Genomic DNA, 16,518 nt, shown 5'->3' on the forward strand with positions numbered 1-16,518 from the left:
CTCCTGTTGAGCCGGACCCCTCTTTTGTCCCTCAGCCTACCGGTCCGGCACCGGCAAGCGTCTCACCGGTAATCATGTTGATCACCGCGTCGGGACTTGTTTTGTTGCGCGCGACATCGCCCGCCACGACGCCTTGCCGGATCACCACGATCCGGTCGGCGACCTGGAAGGCCTGCTGCATGATATGGGTGATGATGACGACGCCGATGCCCTGGCTCGCCACCTGGCGGATCATGTCGAGACCGCGCCGCGTCTGTTCGACACCGAGTGCGGCGAACGGTTCGTCGAGCAGCACCAGCTTGCCGCCCCAGTGGACGAAGCGGTTGAGCTCGATGGCTTGCCGCTGGCCGCCCGAAAGATGCTCGACATTGGTGCGCAGCGAAGGGATGCGGGTGCCGGCGGTGGCCAGCGCCTTTTCGACGACCGCCTCCATGGCGCCCTCATCGAGCACCGGAATGCCAAGAACCTTCCTGGTGATCTCGCGGCCCATGAAGAAATTGGCGACCACGTCGACATTGGTGCACAGCGAGAGGTCCTGGTAGACGGTTTCGATGCCCGCTTCCTTGGCTTCGGCGGGCGACCTGGCGAGGAACTCCTTGCCCTCGAACAACATGCGGCCGGAGGTCGGCTCCAGCCCGCCGGAGATGATCTTGACCAGTGTGGATTTGCCGGCGCCGTTGTCGCCCAGCAACGCCACGACCTCGCCCCGGCCGATCGAGAAGCTGATCCCCTTGAGCGCTTCGATCGCGCCATAGTTCTTGGTGACGTTGTCGAGGACCAGCAGCGGTTCGCTCATGCAGCAATCTCCCTGCTTTTGAGAAGGTCGCGCTCGCGCTCGCGTTCGGCAGCGAACATCTGCCCGAAGCGGGGCGACAGCACTCCGGAAACAGCAAGGGCGGCGGCACCGCGCAACACCGAATGCTGCCCGCCGCGCGCCACGACAATTCGAGGCGTCTTGCGGTCTTTGCGCGCGGAGACGGAGTTGTGCAGGCCCGCGGTCGAGCCAGCCAGCCGCTCGAGCAGTTCGGTGGACGCCAGCCCGCCCAGGATGATTGTTTCCGGGTCGAACAGATTCTCGATGATGGCGACGGCATTGTGGAAGACCGGAGCGACCTCCGCGACCCAATCGGCCTCGCTGCCGTTCCAGCGCCGGAGCGCTTCGAGCGAGAGGTATCTTTCGAGGCAGCCGCTGTTGCCGCAAGGGCAATTCTCGCCGCCGGGAACGACAGGAATATGCCCGATCTCGCCGGCATTTCCCCAGGCGCCACGCAACACGCTGCCGTCGTGAACCATGGCACCGCCAAGGCCGACGCCGAAATACAGGTAGTAGTATTCGGAGAATTGAGCCCCGAGGCCATAGAGGCGTTCGCCCATGGCCGCGGCCGCCATGTCGGTTTCAAAGAAGGCCGGTAGTCCGGTGGAAGCCGCCAGCCGCTCGCGCAGCGCCACGTCCTTCCAGCCGGTCATGGTGGTCGGACCGACAAAGCTCATGGATTCGACGCCGAATGGCCCGGGCAGGGCCATGCCAACTCCGAGAACCCGTCCTCCAGCCCGCAATCGGGTCAATTCGACCACCATGGCCCCGATCAGGTCGAAGGCGTGGTCCGGGGTCGCGTTGGGGGCCTCGCGGTAGCTGCTCTCGATCACGTCGCCGCTCAGATTGATCAAGGCGGCGTTGATTCCGAGCGGGGTGATGTGGGTGCCGACGGCATAGCCGCCGTCGGGATTGATCCGCAGGGTCGCCGGCGGCAGGCCACGCCCCTTTGGCTCTTCGCGCAGAGACAGGATGTAACCTTGCTCTTCGAGCTCGCGGACGATGGTCGATACCGTCTGGACGGTGAGCCCGACGCGCCTGGCAATCTCGCTGCGGGCGATTGGTCCATGAAGGCGGATGGACTCAAGCACGATACGCCGGTTGTAGGGCCGGCCGAATTCCTGATTGGTCCCCCGCAGTGCCATGACTTGCGCCCCTTTAGGAGAGGGCAGCTTCGCATCAGTTATTTATTCAGTCAAATGGAATTCAAAAATAATTCGCGCATCCTCGGCGCGACGGTCCGCAGCCGACGAGGCCATTGCGAACCGGTGCAGGACGGGGCCAAGGAAGGCAAAATCCACGGCGCTTGATTTTCTATCCCGCCTCACTCACAAGAGCACATTTGGTGGAGCGGCAAATAGTGTCGAAACTTACCAGTTTCCTGGAGAGACACGGTCTCAAACGAAAGCGCCAGCCATCAGTTGTTGTGCTTCCAGAACGACGTATGACGCAAATATTGCATGAGCGCTGCGTTATCGAGGGTGCTGATTTTGTGGCGCCGCACATGAACAATGCATTGCTTTTCAACGACCAAGGGCAAATACGAACTTACGCAATTGAGAAGGTGGCGAAGTCCGGGTTTCTGCTGGAATTTGGTGTCTTCGACGGGACAAGCATCAACCATTTTGCCGACAGGCTGACGGCGCGTGGCGACACGCGGCCAATCTTTGGATTTGATGCCTTTCTAGGCCTTCAAGAAAACTGGGCTGGAACTGACTTCCAAGCCAAGGGTCAGCAGTTCAACAGGGACGGCCTTGTGCCGAGGGTTCGGCAAAATGTGAGCCTGATGAAGGGCTGGATCGAAGATACGCTTCCAACGTTTCTCAAGCAGCACCAAGGCCCGATTGCTTTCATTCATGTTGACACGGACACCTATACGCCCTGCAAAGCTATTCTCACGCTCTGCAAGGATAGGCTCGTCAGCGGCAGCGTCATCCTGTTTGACGAACTGCTCTGCTACCCAGGATGGCGATTTGGAGAGTGGAAGGCGCTGAACGAGGTGTTGAAGCCAGAGCAATACACTTGGGCGGCCTTCGAAGAGCAGCGGGCCGCGCTTGTCATCAATTGATGGCAAGGGATGCTCTAACGACGTCGAACGTGTCAGTCCCGCCTGCTGGCGCGATCGATCACACCGGCCAAGGCTTTAAACCCCCGGCCTCGATCAGGGCTTGAGCGTCTCAGAGATACTGGGCGACCTTCTTGCCGACAGTCAGGAAGCGCAGGGGATCGATGGCTTCGCCATTGTGGCGGACTTCGTAATGCAGATGCGGGCCGGTCGAGCGACCGCTGCTGCCGGTCTTGCCGATGACGGCGCCGGCGTCCAGTTTCTCGCCGACGGTCACGTCGATCTCGCTGAGGTGCCCGTAACGCGTCGCAAAACCATTGCCGTGATCGACCTCCACCATGCGGCCATAGCCGCCGTTCCAACCGGCCTTGGTGACGACGCCGGGCGCCGTGACCTTGGCAGCCATGCCGATCGGGGCCCTGAAATCCATCCCGGAATGCAATGCGGCGGTGCCGAGGAGAGGATCGGTGCGAACGCCGAACGGGCTGGTGACCGAGTGGCCGGGGGCCGGATTGGCAAGCGGCAGCTGGCGCGCTTCCTTCTTGAGCTGGTCGAGCGTGTCCAGCGCCTCGTCCAGTTCCTTGACCTTGCTGTCGAAGATCATCGAACTGTCGAGCGGTATCAGCGGTCCGCCGACATCGCTGTTGCTCCTGCCGAAATCACTGTCGACCGGCAGGCCCGCCGCTACGAGCGCCTGGGTGATCGCGTCGGCGCTCTTGTAGGCATTGTCGGCAAGCGTGCTGATGCGGCTGAGCTGCTCGCTCTCGATGGATTTCAGCGACTGGTTGATCGACACGAACAGTTTGTCGGCGCGATCGGCGGCTGAATCGTTGGGCAGCGGATCGGAACGGGTCGACCACAGTGAGAACGGCCTTGTGTCGCCAGCGCCGGGATTGCCGCTCAGGCTGGCGACCGCGTAGTTTTGTACAGGCTGGTTGATGCTGCCGGTCACCTCGGCGGGTTTGTCCGGCTTCCCAACCGCCGGCGGATTTTCAGCTGGCGCCGTTCCGACTTCATTCTCTGCGCGTTCGAGCAGCGGGCCGAGGCGGCCATGGCGCTGGCTCAACTGGCTCTGGCGTTCGAGCAGTTCGCTGACCTTGGTTTCCATCAGCTGCTGGTCGAGCAACTGGCGACTGGTGATGCGGTCGACCTGGGCGCGAAGCGCCGAAATGCGATCTTCATAGGCCTGCTGCATGCGGGCCTGCCGCGCCGTGGTGGCGCCGATCAGGTCATCGCGCAGCACGAGGTAGGAGGTGGCCAGCAGGTAGCCGACGACGATGGCGGCCAGCGCTGAACCGAGAAATGCCGCGAGCCAGGGGCGGACCGTGAAGTGCCTGATCTCGTTGCCCCGGGCGATGATGACCGTATGGGGCTCCTTGCGCCTGCCGAAGACTGCGGACTGACCGGTTGCGTTCACGGGACCAAGCTTTCGTTACGACACCACGACTGCTTGATTACACATTATTAGGGTTAACAAAGCTTTGCGGGTGTCGGCTTGCCGTCGGCAATTGCCCGTCAGGCGGGCATAGGGTTGCGGTGAAGGCGCATCAGTCTTTGCCGGCAAGAACTCAAAGCGCGCGGACAGCCTCCAGCACGTCATCGGCATGGCCCTTGACCCGGACCTTGCGCCAGATCCTGGCGATCCGCCCATCACGGCCGATCAGGAACGTCGCACGCTCGACACCCATGTATTTTCGGCCATACATCGATTTCTCGACCCACAGATGATAGGCCTCGATGACCTTGCGCTCCTCATCGGCGGCAAGGTCGATGGTGAGATTGTATTTTGATTTGAACTTGTCGTGCTTCTTGGCGTTGTCAGGTGACAGGCCGATCACCACGGCACCAGCCTTTTCGAATTCGGGCTTCAGCTGCGAAAAGCTTATAGCCTCTTGCGTGCAGCTTGTTGTGTCGTCCTGCGGATAGAAATAGAGCACAACGGGCTTACCCGACAGTGCGGCAAGGCTGAGCGACCCGCCGCCGTCCCGCGGGAGATCGAATTGCGGCGCAAGATTACCTACGTCGAGGTCAGCCATACCAATGCCCTTGTTTGAGGTTACGCGCGAAGCCACACCGATATAGTGTCGAACGGGGATTCGTCCACGATCGAGTTCGTACAACGGAAAATTGCGTGGATCAGGAGCAACCGCAGCACGAGAAGATTCGGTTCAGGCGTGACGAGATCACCGACCTGGGGACTTTTCCGTCCGCGTGCCGCGTGCCGCCGCTCGGTCAGGCGTCGATCGGACGCGGCTTTCGCATCCTGGCAAGGGTGTTCGCCGGCGTCGCCAGCCTCGTGTTGTTGGCGGCTGTCGTTGTCTACCTGGTCGGTGTATCTGGCGTTGGCTCCGAGCGGCTTCGGGCGGAAGCGGAAACCGCCATTGAGAAACTGGCCGGCCTCGATGTCGATGTTTCGGTCGGACCGGCGCGCATCACCCTTGACGGATCGAGCTTCATTGCCCTGCAGGTCAGCGACGTCAGCCTGAAGACCGCCGACGGCAAGCCGATGGCGGATGCGGGCCGCGTGCGTTTCGGCGTGCGCCTGATACCGCTGTTGTGGGGGGATGTGCGGCTGACCAGCGCCAGGATATCCGATGCGCGCATCGTCGTGGCGGCGATGCCGGCCAGTGGCGACTGGTCCGCGGGCCTGCGCAACGAGGACGGCCTCATCGATCCGGAGAAACTGTCCGATGCGGTGTTCGGCGACATCCATCGCGCGCTCGACGCGGTGCGGGAAGATTCGCTGCGCCGGATCGATCTTCGCAACGTCGAATTCGTGCTGCCCGATACCGCAACGATCAAACGGGTCAAGATCATCGACGCCACCGTCGCGCAGTCGGGGCCTGGTGGCATGGAGTTTTCGTCACAGGCGGATGTCGACGGCAGGGTGGTTACCGTTGCAGCTTCCGCCACCCGCGATATCGCGGCCCACCGCGTGACGGGGCTGAATGCGAGCATCGATCTGGCGGATGCCGGTGACACCACGGCCGCTGCCGGCAAGCTGGGCGCGGTCGCACTGAAGCTGACAGGATCGGAAGGGAACGGCACGAATGCTTCACGCCTGACGGCCGCGCTGTCATCGACGGGGTCCGTGTTCGATCTTGACGCTCGTGGACTGCTGCCGGCAGATGTCAGTGTCGATGCGACGCTGGTTGCGGGCAGCAACAAGATCCAGGTGGACAGGCTGCTGCTGAAGACCGGCCGCTCGACATTCAATTTTGCCGGCTCGATAGGGCCGAAGCCGGCGACGGGGGCCACGGGTGAGGAGCCCTCCTATCGTTACGACCTGACCAGCGACGGTTCGACGTTGGCGCCATCGGAGTCGCCAGAGCCCGCGCTTGCTTTCCTGGCTCGAATTGCCGGCGTCTATCAGACCGTTAGCCATAGATTGGTGGCCGAGCAGATCGCGTTTCGTTCCGATTCCAGCGGCGAGGTGCTGGGAACCGCCGCCGTGGAGTTCGTCGACGGCAAGGCGCCTGGGATCAATCTCGCCTTCAACGTCCACAACATGCCGGTCTCCCACGTCAAGCAGCTTTGGCCGTGGTTTTCGGCGCGCAATGCGCGGCTGTGGGTGCTGGACAATCTGTTTGGCGGCCGCGTCGTCGACGCCAACCTTCAGTTCCATGTCGTGCCTGATCGCCTGGGCAATGGCGTGCCGCTTTCCGCCGACGAGGTGTTCGGCCGCTTCCAGATCGAAGGCTCGCGTTTCGACACGGCCGGCCGCATTCCGCCGATACGCGACGCGGTCGGCGTCGTTGCTTTCCGTGCCAATGATGTCGATATCGCGCTGACCTCGGGCACGGTCTTCATGCCCAGTGGCCGTACAGTCGCGGCCAGCAACGGAACGTTGACGGTCAAGGCGGCGAACCATCCACCGGTCATCGGCTCGCTCGACCTGGACGTCGAGGGCGAAGCGCCGGCAATCGCCGAACTCGCCTCGTATGAGCCGATCAACGCCATGCGCCATGTCGGCTTCCTGCCGGAAGACCTGTCCGGCAGCGTCACCGGTCACGTCAAGGCGGACATCCCGTTGCAGTCCGGTATCGACACCTCGAAGCTCGATTGGCTGGTGTCGCTCGACTACACGGGCCTTTCATTGGCCAAGCCTTTCGAGGGCCAGACCGTTGCGGATGCCGACGGCTCGATCACGATCGACCCCGAAAAGGCGGTGATCTCCGCCAAGGCAGCGCTGAACGGCATACCGGCCGAGCTCGATCTCATCGAGCCGCTGGAGGATGGCGGGCCGGCGCGCAGCCGCAAGGTGGCTCTGGTGCTCGACGACAAGGTCCGTGCCGCCGCGATGCCCGGCTTGACGCCGCTGCTTGCCGGGACGGTGAAGGTCGCCATCGACAAGAGCGGTACCGGCAACCAGAACGTCTCGGCCGATTTGACCAATGCCAGGTTGGACATTCCGTGGGCGGGCTGGAGCAAGGGGGCGGGGGTTCCCGCCAATGTCACATTCGTCATGACCAAGTCCGGCGACACCACGACGCTGTCCGACTTCAATCTCGACGGAAAGACTTTTTCCGTCGACGGCAGCGTTGTGCTGGTCAATGGCGCGCTGTCGTCGGCACGGTTCAGCAAGGTCGCCCTGAACAGGGGAGACGATGTCGCAGTGTCGGTGAAGCGATCGGGCAAGGGCTATGCGGTCGACGTCAATGGCAGCGTGCTGGATGCCCGTTCTCTCATCAAGCAGTTCACCTCGGACGTCGACACAGCGACCAAGACCACCGGTTCGGACGCCATTTCGGTCAGCGCCGACGTCGATCAGCTGATCGGTTTCCACGACGAGCAATTGTCCAACCTCAAGCTCGACTACAGCGCGGCCGGCTCGAGGGTGAACGGGCTGAAGGTCAGCGCCACGGCAAGTTCGGGTGCGGCCATAACCATCAACAACACGACCGGCGACGGCCGCCGCGCGCTCAACGTGCAGTCCGCGGATGCCGGCGCCATATTGAGGTTTCTCAACATCTACGAACACATGGAAGGCGGCTCGATCACGCTGGCGCTGGCGGGAGCAAGCGACGGTCCGATGAAGGGCAAGGTCGATACGACCAACTTCTTCGTCGTCAACGAACCGAAGCTGGCCTCCATCGTCTCGACGACGCCGGCCGGTGACAGCCGCAGTCTCAACCAGGCGGTCAAGGGCAATCTCGACACGTCGCGGGTGAAGTTCGAACGCGGCTATGCCGAGATCGACAAGGGCAGCGGCTACCTGAAACTGGCCAATGGCGTGCTGCGCGGTCCGCGCATAGGCACCACCTTCCAGGGGACGCTTTATGACCAGGATAACAACATGGACATGACCGGCACCTTCATGCCGGTCTATGGCCTCAACCGCATCTTCGGCGAATTGCCGATCGTCGGCGCGCTTCTCGGCAACGGCCGCGATCGCGGCCTGATCGGCGTCACCTACCGGCTCAAGGGCAACGCCAACAAGCCACTGCTGGACGTCAACCCGCTGTCCGTCATCGCGCCCGGGATATTCAGGTCAATCTTCGAATACCGGTAATCGACCTCAGGCCGGCCGCACGAGAATGTGTTTTTTCCTGCCGAGTGAAAGCTTTACGACGTTTTCCGGACTCAAATCCCTGGATGTCACCAGCTGGCGATCATCGCTGACAGGCCGATCGTTCAAGCGCACGGCACCACCTTGCACATGCCGCCGCGCTTCACCGTTCGACGCCGCCAGCCCGGCGGTTACCAGAAGCGACAGGATACCGACGCCGGCTTCGAGCTTGGCGTTTTCAACCTCGACGGTCGGCAACGATTCCGCGAGCGCGCCTTCCTCGAATGTCTTGCGCGCCGTCTCGCTGGCTCTTTCCGCCGCCTCGCGGCCGTGCAGCATGGCGGCGATTTCGGTGGCGAGCACCTTCTTCGCTTCGTTGATCTCGGATCCGCCGAGTTGCTCGAGGCGTGCGACTTCGGTCAAGGGCAGCGTCGTGTACAGTTTCAGGAACCGGCCGACGTCGGCATCCTCGGTGTTGCGCCAGTACTGCCAGAATTCGTAGGGGCTCAGCATTTCCGCATCGAGCCAGACCGCGCCCGAGGCCGACTTGCCCATCTTGGCGCCCGATGAGGTGGTGAGCAGCGGCGTGGTCAGCGCGTAGAGCTGAGCGTCCTCCATGCGACGGCCGAGGTCGATGCCGTTGATGATGTTGCCCCACTGGTCGGAGCCGCCCATCTGCAGGCGACAGCCAAGGCGCTTGTAGAGCTCGACGAAATCATAGGCCTGCAGGATCATGTAGTTGAATTCGAGGAACGACAGCGACTGTTCGCGATCGAGCCGGAGCTTGACGGAATCGAAGGCAAGCATGCGGTTGACGGAAAAGTGACGGCCGACGTCGCGCAGGAAATTGACGTAGTTGATCTCCATCAGCCAGTCGGCATTGTTGACCATGATCGCGTCATTCGGGCCGCTGCCGAATTTGAGGTAGGGCATGAAGTTGCGGCGGATGCCGGCAAGGTTGTCGTCGATATCCTGCGGGGTCAGCAGCTTGCGCGCCTCGTCCTTGAAGGACGGATCGCCGATCATCGAAGTGCCGCCACCCATCAGCGCGATCGGCCGGTGGCCGGTCTGCTGCAGCCAGTGCAGCATCATGATCTGGATCAGCGATCCGGCGTGCAGGCTCTTGGCGGTCGCGTCGAAGCCGATATAGGCCGTCACCGTCTCCTTGGCGAAGAGATTGTCGAGGCCGGCATCATCCGAAGTCTGGTGGATGAAACCGCGCTCGCTCATCGTGCGCAGGAAATCGGATTTGAAGGCGGACATTGTTTCTTTCCCGAAAGCGCCCGGCCGCTGCGGCTCTGGCGTGCATGAACGCGGGCGTTTAGCATCCAAGCGCGATCAGCAAAAGTGGAATCCGGTTTTGCGGCTGATTGCCCTTGCGCCAAGGATCGCGAGACGCCGAAGCGATCACCCGTTGTTGAAACGTTGCAGCGGGCCTTCCGGCACGAATGCTTGCTTCATCGTTTCGGCTGGCGTAATGAGGCGCCGCGCCAGAAGGTTCTTGCAGCCCACGACCTCGAACGGCACCGCACGGCATCCATCCAATGCCATATCCGACGACAGAGCCCGACGCGACATGCCGGACGCATTGATATCCATCGTCATTCCTTGCAGGAACGAGGCGGCAAACCTGCCGCTGCTGATCGATGAGATCGAGGCGGCGATGGCCGGCCGCGACTTCGAACTGATCATCGTCAATGACGGTTCGACCGACGAGACCGCTTCGGTGCTCGCCGAGCAGGCGGCAATTCGCCCGTTTCCGCTGCGGGAATTGCGACACCGGAAATCCGCCGGCCAGAGCCTTTCGGTGCGTTCGGGCGCCTGGGCGGCGCGCGGCAGCATCGTCGCCACGATCGACGGCGATGGCCAGAACGATCCGCAATACATTCCCGTGCTGGTCGATGCCTTGCGGCAGGCCGGGCCCGAATTCGGCGCCGCGCAGGGGCAGCGCCTCAAGCGCCGTGACAGCAAGGTCAAGCAACTGGCGTCGCGTTTCGCCAACTGGCTGAGAAACGCCATCCTCCATGACGAGACGCGCGACACCGGCTGCGGCCTGAAGGCGGTCCATACCGATATCCTGCGCAAACTGCCGTTCTTCGACGGCACCCATCGCTTCGTTCCGGCGCTGGTCATCCAGGAGGGCTACCGTATCGTGCATTGCGACGTCGTCGATCGTTCGCGCAGGCACGGCAAGTCGAATTACGGGATTTTCGATCGCGGCCTGCAGGGCGCGCTCGATCTCGGCGGTGTCTGGTGGCTGCGCCGCAGGCGGCGCAGAATGCCCAAAGTAGAGGAAATCAGGCATGGGTAACGTGCTTCAGGAATTGGTGACCTGGCTTCACCAGGTTTTCATCAAGCAGTTCGATGCGTGGATCCTGCTCGGCTTCATCGCCCAGTTCTTCTTCACCATGCGCTTCGTCGTGCAGTGGCTCGCCTCGGAAAAGGCCAAGCGCAGCGTCGTGCCGGTCGCCTTCTGGTTCTTCTCGCTGTTCGGCGGCGGCCTGCTTCTGATCTACGCTATCCAGCGTCAGGATCCGGTGTTCATCGCCGGCCAGGCCATGGGCATGTTCATCTATATCCGTAATCTCTGGCTGATCGCCAATGAGCGCAAGGCGGCGGCGATGACCAAGGTCGATTGAGCGGCCTGGGCACGTCGAAAATGGTCAGAGAGGCTGAAGCATGGCGTTGAACAGGAACTACATCCTTCTCTTCCTGTTCAGCCTGGTGATGACGGTTTCCGGGCTGGCGTCGATGCCGCCGATCGACCGTGATGAACCGCGTTTCGTCCAGGCCACCAAGCAGATGGTCGAGACCGGCGACTATGTCGACATCCGCTTTCAGGACGCCTCGCGCTACCAGAAGCCGATCGGTATCTATTGGCTGCAATCCGCGGCCGTGATGCTGAGCGGCGAGGGCGCCGAAGCGCCGATCTGGGTCTATCGCACCGTCTCGGCGCTCGGCATTGCCATTGCGGTGCTGGCGATCGCCTGGACCGGCACCAATCTTTTCGGTGCCAATGCCGGTATCGCCGCCGGCCTGGTCATGGCCGCGATCTTCGCCACCGCCTTCGAGGGCCGCGACGCCAAGACCGATGCGATGCTGCTGGCCTGCTGCGTGGTGGCGCAAGGCGCGCTGGCGCAGATCTATCTGACGTCGCGCCGGAACGAACCTGTCGCCGGCCATCTGTGGTGGATGTTCTGGATAGCGCAGGGTGCTGCGATCCTCGTCAAGGGACCGATTGCGCCGCTGCTGTCGGCGCTCACCATTGCGGTGCTGTTTGCCTTCGAGCGCGACGGGCGCTGGCTGGCGAAGCTCAGAGTGGGGCGTGGCCTGGCCCTCGTCGTGCTGATCGTGCTGCCCTGGCTTGCCCTGATCACCTGGAAAAGCCATGGCGCTTTCCTGCAACAGGCCGTTGGCAAGGACATGCTTGGCAAGGTCGCGTCGGGCGAGGAATCGCACGGCCTGCCGCCCGGCTTCTACATGCTGACCTACTCGCTGTTCATGTGGCCTTTCGGTCTGATCGCGGTTGGTGCCGGGCTCCAGGCGCTCAACCGGTTGCGCGACGATCCCCGGCTGCGTTTCTGCCTTGCCTGGTACATCCCATTCTGGCTGGTGTTCGAACTCATTCCGACAAAGCTGCCGCACTATGTCCTGCCGGCCTACCCCGGCATGGCGCTGCTGATCGGCTGGCTGCTGACCTTGTCGCCGCAGGATGCTAATGCACCGCTCAGACGCTGGCAAGATTGGCTGTGGTGGTCGACCGCATTCGGTCTGGTCGTGGTCAGCCTCGGCCTGGCCGTGGTGGGCGTGGGCGCGCCGATCTACCTCACCGGCTCCTTCTCATGGTGGAGCATTCCGGCGGCCGCCGCAGCGCTCGGCGCCGGCTACTTCGCCTTTTCGCGGCGGTTGCAGGTGCCGCTTCGCCGCATTGCCGCCGTCGCGGTCTGTGCGGGCATCACCTATGCCTTGTTGTTCGGCGTCATTGCGCCCTCGCTGAAGCCGATCTGGCTGAGCCCGGCGATCGAGGCGGCGGTCCGCGCCAACAGGCCTTGCGACACCACCGTGCTCGCCTCGGCGGGGTATCACGAGCCGAGCCTGGTGTTCCTTGTCGGCACGAAAACGGTTCTGACCGATGTCGATGGCGTCGCCAGGCATCTGCTTGCCGACCCTGCCTGCGCGTTGGCGCTGGCACAGGTCGGCGATGAGCAGAAACTGAATGGCCTGCTGGCGGCACAAGGCAAATCCGCGAACCGCGTTGCCCGGATCGACGGGCTCAACTATTCGTCGGGAGACAAACTGTCGCTCGGCCTTTACCGTGTGGTCCAATGACGGCTGTTCGATGATAGGGTCGAATTTCCTATGCTCGTGAAATCGCGCCCTTCTGTTTCCCGCGGGCTCCTCGGCGTGGGGCGCCGATCCCTGGACAATTTTCGCGATACGATGCAGATAGCAAGCAAGCGCTTTGCTGTTCGGCCCGCCAGCTACCCGAACATACTGTGGCCGGTCTGGGGCCTGGTCTGGGTCTTTCTGACGGCGGCAGCGTTTGTTCGCCTCGACACCCCGGCGGGGATGCTTCGCGACCAGTGGTCGCCAAGGTTCGTCCACCTGGCCGATTTTTTCACGCAGTTCGGCCTGGGTGGCTGGTATCTCATTCCATCAGCGCTTCTGCTCGTCGCCGCGAACCTGACGGACTGGCGAAGCCTTTCGAGGCGTTCGCTGATGCTGGCCTACAACTGGACCTGCCTGGCATTTCTGGTGCTGAGCGCCGTCGGTCTGTCCGGCCTGACCGTCAATGTGCTGAAATACGCCATCGGCCGGGCCCGCCCGCTCTATTTCCACGATTTTGGCGTTCTGTCCCTGCACCCTTTCGCCTTTGATGCGCGCTTCGCCGGCTTTCCGTCCGGCCATGCCACGACAATGGGCGCCGTGTTCGGGGTTGCCCTGCTTCTGTTTCCGCGCCGCTGGTACATCGCCTTGGCGATCACCGCTTGCATCGCGTCGACGCGGGTCTTTGTCGGCGCACACTATCCCAGCGACACCGTCGCCGGCTTCGGCCTTGGATGCGCCTTCGCGCTGGCCAGCGGGCTGGTCTTTGCCCGGCTTGGCTTCATCTTTCGTCCGACAGGGTCGGGATTGCCGGTCCGCAAGGAGACGTTTTGGCTGATTGGCCCGCCCAGGAAGACGGCTGCCTGAGCGCTCGGATTTGCCGAAGCCTAGTTGCCGCCGAGACCGCCGTAGGATCTCACCAGGCTGGCCATATCGGGTAAGCGGTGGTCTTCGCTTTCCAGCCCTTGGGCAACGCCGGCGCGATCGGCGACCGGCCGGTTCTGGCTGACCTTCCACTTGCCGTGGATTTCGCTGATCTCGATTTCCAGCCCGATGATGCCCTTGATCTGCGACTGGATGAAGGGCGCCGGCGCGTCGGTCACTGCCCAGGGGGCCTCGCGAGCGCCTTCCTGGGAGGCAGTCAGATCGGCAATCTGCTGCGCCAGCCAGTCCTGGTCATCCATCACTTTGACGGTGCCGCGCACCTGCACGATGGCATAGTTCCAGGTCGGAACCACCTTGCCGGTCTCGCGCTTGGTCTCGTACCAGGACGGCGTCACATAGGCATCGCTGCCCTGGAAGACGATCAGCACCGGCGAGGCCGGATTGTCGGCCAACAGGCGCCATTGTGGATTGGCCCTGGCCAGATGTGCGCGCAGCCTGCCGTTGGGCGGCACGTCGGCGTCGAGCAGGAACGGAATGGCATTGGCGACCGGGCCGTCAGGCCCGTTGGAAATCAGCAGGCCCAGCGGATGCGCCCGGATCAGCCCGTGCAGGACATCCGGCCGCGTTTCCTTGAAATGAGGAGGCTCGTACATCTTCCGTCGCTTCTTCCTGGTCTATCTCAGCCGCTTCGGCCGCGGATCGGACAATTCGCCGGCGAGCCGGCGGTCGAGATAGTCCGCGCATTCCTCGAGCAGCAGGTCGGCGTCGTTGGCGAAGAAGTGGTTGGCACCGGGCAAGGTCTTCTGCGTGATGGTGATGCCCTTTTGTGTGTGCAGCTTGTCGACCAGGCCTTGCACGTCCTTCGGCGGCGCCACCTTGTCGGCATCGCCATGAATGATCAGGCCCGATGACGGGCAGGGCGCCAGGAACGAGAAGTCATAGGTGTTGGGCTGCGGCGCGATCGAGATAAAGCCCTCGATCTCCGGCCGGCGCATCAGCAACTGCATGCCGATCCACGAGCCGAACGAATAACCGGCGACCCAGCAGCTTTTGGAATCCGGATGCAGCGACTGCACCCAGTCGAGTGCCGCGGCGGCATCAGACAACTCGCCGGTGCCGTGATCGAATTCGCCCTGGCTGCGGCCGATGCCGCGGAAATTGAAGCGAAGCGTGGTGAAATCCCGCTTCTGGAACATATAGAAGAGGTCGTAGACGATCTTGTTGTTCATCGTGCCGCCAAATTGCGGATGCGGGTGCAGGATGATGGCAATCGGCGCGCTCTTTTCCTTGGAGGGCTGGTAGCGTCCCTCCAGACGGCCGGCAGGACCGGTGAAAATGACCTCAGGCATGAAATACTCCACTTAGGTAATACGAATGCGCGGCGCCCGGAACGTATCTTCCTCTGGCCTTGACGCAGGGCGAGCGTCTTCTTAGAAGCTAGTTTAGAATTGTTCAAAACTGAGTAGCCAAACGTCGAGCCCGGCCACTCGCGCCGCAAGCCGCGTAAATAGGACGGCTCGCCTTGGAATTTCAAGGAAATAACGCCATACGACGGCGGAATGGCTTCTGACGGGACCAACTGGACGAAAATGGCCGGACTACGCGCCTATCTCGACTACAATGCCAGTGCGCCGCTGCTTGCGGTGGCGCGCGAGGCTATGGTCGCGGCGCTTGATGTCGCCGCCAACCCGTCGTCGGTCCACGCCGAGGGGCGTGCTGCACGACGCCTGATCGAGACTGCAAGGCGTGATGTCGCAGCGCTGGTCAACGCCAAGGCCGAGCATGTCGTGTTCACCTCCGGCGCGACGGAGGCCGCCTCGACGCTGCTGACACCCGACTGGCGGATGGGACGCGGCACGGTGCGCATGAGCCGGCTCTACGTGTCCGAGGCCGATCATCCATGCCTGTTGAATGGCGGGCGCTTCCCGGCAGCGCAGGTGACGCGGATTGGCGTTGACGCCAACGGCATCGCCGACCTCGCGGCCCTGGCCGCGGCGCTTGCCGCGCATGACAAGGCCGATGGCCTGCCGCTGGTTGCCATCCATGCCGCCAACAACGAGACCGGGGTGATCCAGCCGATCGATCGGATTGCCGGGATCGTCAAGGCGGCGGGCGGCATTCTCGTCGTAGACGCCGTTCAGGCCGCGGGGCGCGTTCCGATCGATATGTCAGCGGGTTACGCCGACTATCTTGTTTTGTCTTCGCACAAGATCGGTGGTCCCAAGGGGGCCGGCGCCATCGTCGCCGCCTCCGATCTGATGATGCCGAAGCCGCTGATCAGTGGCGGTGGCCAGGAAAAGGGCCATCGCGGCGGCACGGAAAACCTCGCCGCCATCGCTGGTTTTGGCGCGGCCGCGCGCGAGGCTCAGACCGGATTGCCGGCCATGGATGCGATTGGGCATCGCCGCGACGAGATCGAAGCCATCGTGAAAATGCTGGTGCCGGACGTGGAAATCTTCGGAACCGGCGCGCCAAGGCTTGCCAACACGACATTCTTCGCTATTGCGGGCGTCAAGGCCGAAACCGCGCAGATCGCCTTCGATCTGGCCGGTGTGGCTCTGTCTGCCGGCTCCGCCTGCTCGTCGGGCAAGGTAGGGCCAAGCCATGTGCTGAAGGCCATGGGATATGGTGACAGCCTTGGCGCCTTGCGCGTGTCGATCGGTTCAGCGACGGGCGCTGAGGACATCGAACTGTTCCGCACCGCGTTGGCGGGGATCGCCGCGCGGCAAGCCGCCAGGGAAAAGGCGGACAGGGAAAAGGCCGCATGAGCGGCCAGGGATAGACAGGCTTCACGGCCTGGTAGAGCCGTGCGTTTCATGCTGGCCGGGTGAATTTCCGGTCGAAACGCACTATATGGAACTTACGCTGCCACGGACTGCCCTTTGGGTGTTCGTTTTGGCGGTGCCATAGTTTGAAAAC

Annotated in this window: 15 protein-coding genes; 7 read left to right on the plus strand and 8 right to left on the minus strand. The window is 62.8% G+C overall.

Annotated features, from left to right (window positions below; translation table 11 throughout):
- Window positions 1-31: 31 nt before the first annotated feature.
- Window positions 32-796: an ATP-binding cassette domain-containing protein gene (locus NR193_RS10915; protein ID WP_256750854.1), complete on the minus strand. Its 765-nt coding sequence runs from the start codon at window positions 794-796 to the stop codon at window positions 32-34.
- The gene (locus NR193_RS10920; RefSeq protein ID WP_256750855.1) at window positions 793-1,959 is read right to left on the minus strand and encodes an ROK family transcriptional regulator; all 1,167 of its coding nucleotides are present in this window, start codon (window positions 1,957-1,959) and stop codon (window positions 793-795) included. Before NR193_RS10920 ends, NR193_RS10915 begins: the two co-directional genes overlap by 4 nt.
- A 215-nt stretch (window positions 1,960-2,174) precedes the next feature.
- Here NR193_RS10920 and NR193_RS10925 point away from each other — a divergent pair, with 215 nt between their 5' ends.
- A complete protein-coding gene (locus NR193_RS10925) occupies window positions 2,175-2,882 on the plus strand; it encodes a class I SAM-dependent methyltransferase (RefSeq protein WP_256750856.1) in 708 nt (235 codons plus the stop codon).
- Window positions 2,883-2,991: 109 nt separating this feature from the next.
- Here NR193_RS10925 and NR193_RS10930 read toward each other — a convergent pair whose 3' ends face one another.
- Both NR193_RS10930 and NR193_RS10935 read right to left on the minus strand, forming a co-directional pair.
- On the minus strand, window positions 2,992-4,296 hold the full coding sequence (locus NR193_RS10930) for a M23 family metallopeptidase (RefSeq protein WP_256750857.1): 1,305 nt from the start codon (window positions 4,294-4,296) through the stop codon (window positions 2,992-2,994).
- A 151-nt stretch (window positions 4,297-4,447) separates the two neighbouring features.
- Entirely contained in the window at window positions 4,448-4,915 is a 468-nt protein-coding gene (locus NR193_RS10935; protein ID WP_256750858.1) for a peroxiredoxin, read from the minus strand.
- Window positions 4,916-5,010: 95 nt separating this feature from the next.
- Here NR193_RS10935 and NR193_RS10940 point away from each other — a divergent pair, with 95 nt between their 5' ends.
- Complete coding sequence (locus tag NR193_RS10940; RefSeq protein ID WP_256750859.1) at window positions 5,011-8,391, plus strand: DUF3971 domain-containing protein; 3,381 nt, start codon at window positions 5,011-5,013, stop codon at window positions 8,389-8,391.
- 6 nt (window positions 8,392-8,397) lie between these two features.
- Here NR193_RS10940 and tyrS read toward each other — a convergent pair whose 3' ends face one another.
- Complete coding sequence (tyrS, locus tag NR193_RS10945; RefSeq protein ID WP_256750860.1) at window positions 8,398-9,651, minus strand: tyrosine--tRNA ligase; 1,254 nt, start codon at window positions 9,649-9,651, stop codon at window positions 8,398-8,400.
- 144 nt (window positions 9,652-9,795) lie between these two features.
- Complete coding sequence (locus tag NR193_RS10950) at window positions 9,796-9,987, minus strand: hypothetical protein (RefSeq protein WP_256750861.1); 192 nt, start codon at window positions 9,985-9,987, stop codon at window positions 9,796-9,798.
- Between NR193_RS10950 and NR193_RS10955 the strand changes: the two genes are divergently transcribed.
- From NR193_RS10955 to NR193_RS10970, 4 genes are all read left to right on the plus strand, one after another.
- Window positions 9,965-10,699, plus strand: coding sequence for a glycosyltransferase family 2 protein (locus NR193_RS10955; protein ID WP_256750862.1), 735 nt, complete (start codon window positions 9,965-9,967; stop codon window positions 10,697-10,699). The two genes, NR193_RS10950 and NR193_RS10955, sit on opposite strands and share 23 nt — an antisense overlap.
- A complete protein-coding gene (locus NR193_RS10960; protein ID WP_256750863.1) occupies window positions 10,692-11,027 on the plus strand; it encodes a lipid-A-disaccharide synthase N-terminal domain-containing protein in 336 nt (111 codons plus the stop codon). Before NR193_RS10955 ends, NR193_RS10960 begins: the two co-directional genes overlap by 8 nt.
- A gap of 40 nt (window positions 11,028-11,067) precedes the next feature.
- The gene (locus tag NR193_RS10965; RefSeq protein WP_256750864.1) at window positions 11,068-12,717 is read left to right on the plus strand and encodes a glycosyltransferase family 39 protein; all 1,650 of its coding nucleotides are present in this window, start codon (window positions 11,068-11,070) and stop codon (window positions 12,715-12,717) included.
- A 111-nt stretch (window positions 12,718-12,828) separates the two neighbouring features.
- Window positions 12,829-13,581: a phosphatase PAP2 family protein gene (locus tag NR193_RS10970; protein WP_256750865.1), complete on the plus strand. Its 753-nt coding sequence runs from the start codon at window positions 12,829-12,831 to the stop codon at window positions 13,579-13,581.
- Between the two features lie 20 nt (window positions 13,582-13,601).
- Here the strand turns inward: NR193_RS10970 and NR193_RS10975 are convergent, their stop codons facing one another.
- The gene (locus tag NR193_RS10975) at window positions 13,602-14,252 is read right to left on the minus strand and encodes an FMN-binding negative transcriptional regulator (protein WP_256750866.1); all 651 of its coding nucleotides are present in this window, start codon (window positions 14,250-14,252) and stop codon (window positions 13,602-13,604) included.
- Window positions 14,253-14,273: 21 nt separating this feature from the next.
- Window positions 14,274-14,948 carry an alpha/beta hydrolase gene (locus tag NR193_RS10980; RefSeq protein WP_091578247.1) on the minus strand — a complete coding sequence of 225 codons (675 nt, stop codon included), beginning with the start codon at window positions 14,946-14,948 and terminating at the stop codon, window positions 14,274-14,276.
- Between the two features lie 240 nt (window positions 14,949-15,188).
- On the opposite strand from NR193_RS10980, the gene NR193_RS10985 reads away from it, so the two are divergent.
- Window positions 15,189-16,367, plus strand: coding sequence for a cysteine desulfurase family protein (locus NR193_RS10985; protein WP_256751023.1), 1,179 nt, complete (start codon window positions 15,189-15,191; stop codon window positions 16,365-16,367).
- Window positions 16,368-16,518: the final 151 nt, after the last annotated feature.

The sequence above is a fragment of the Mesorhizobium sp. Mes31 genome, assembly GCF_024519675.1.
In the GTDB taxonomy this organism is placed as follows: Bacteria; Pseudomonadota; Alphaproteobacteria; order Rhizobiales; family Rhizobiaceae; genus Mesorhizobium.

Bases quoted from the DNA above. Each gene is read 5' to 3' on its own strand.
- NR193_RS10915 (WP_256750854.1), bottom strand. From the start codon at position 796: ATGAGCGAACCGCTGCTGGTCCTCGACAACGTCACCAAGAACTATGGC.
- NR193_RS10920 (WP_256750855.1), bottom strand. From the start codon at position 1,959: ATGGCACTGCGGGGGACCAATCAGGAATTCGGCCGGCCCTACAACCGG.
- NR193_RS10935 (WP_256750858.1), bottom strand. From the start codon at position 4,915: ATGGCTGACCTCGACGTAGGTAATCTTGCGCCGCAATTCGATCTCCCG.
- tyrS (WP_256750860.1), bottom strand. From the start codon at position 9,651: ATGTCCGCCTTCAAATCCGATTTCCTGCGCACGATGAGCGAGCGCGGT.
- NR193_RS10955 (WP_256750862.1), top strand. From the start codon at position 9,965: ATGCCGGACGCATTGATATCCATCGTCATTCCTTGCAGGAACGAGGCG.
- NR193_RS10950 (WP_256750861.1), bottom strand. From the start codon at position 9,987: ATGGATATCAATGCGTCCGGCATGTCGCGTCGGGCTCTGTCGTCGGAT.
- NR193_RS10960 (WP_256750863.1), top strand. From the start codon at position 10,692: ATGGGTAACGTGCTTCAGGAATTGGTGACCTGGCTTCACCAGGTTTTC.
- NR193_RS10965 (WP_256750864.1), top strand. From the start codon at position 11,068: ATGGCGTTGAACAGGAACTACATCCTTCTCTTCCTGTTCAGCCTGGTG.
- NR193_RS10970 (WP_256750865.1), top strand. From the start codon at position 12,829: ATGCAGATAGCAAGCAAGCGCTTTGCTGTTCGGCCCGCCAGCTACCCG.
- NR193_RS10975 (WP_256750866.1), bottom strand. From the start codon at position 14,252: ATGTACGAGCCTCCTCATTTCAAGGAAACGCGGCCGGATGTCCTGCAC.
- NR193_RS10980 (WP_091578247.1), bottom strand. From the start codon at position 14,948: ATGCCTGAGGTCATTTTCACCGGTCCTGCCGGCCGTCTGGAGGGACGC.
- NR193_RS10985 (WP_256751023.1), top strand. From the start codon at position 15,189: ATGGCCGGACTACGCGCCTATCTCGACTACAATGCCAGTGCGCCGCTG.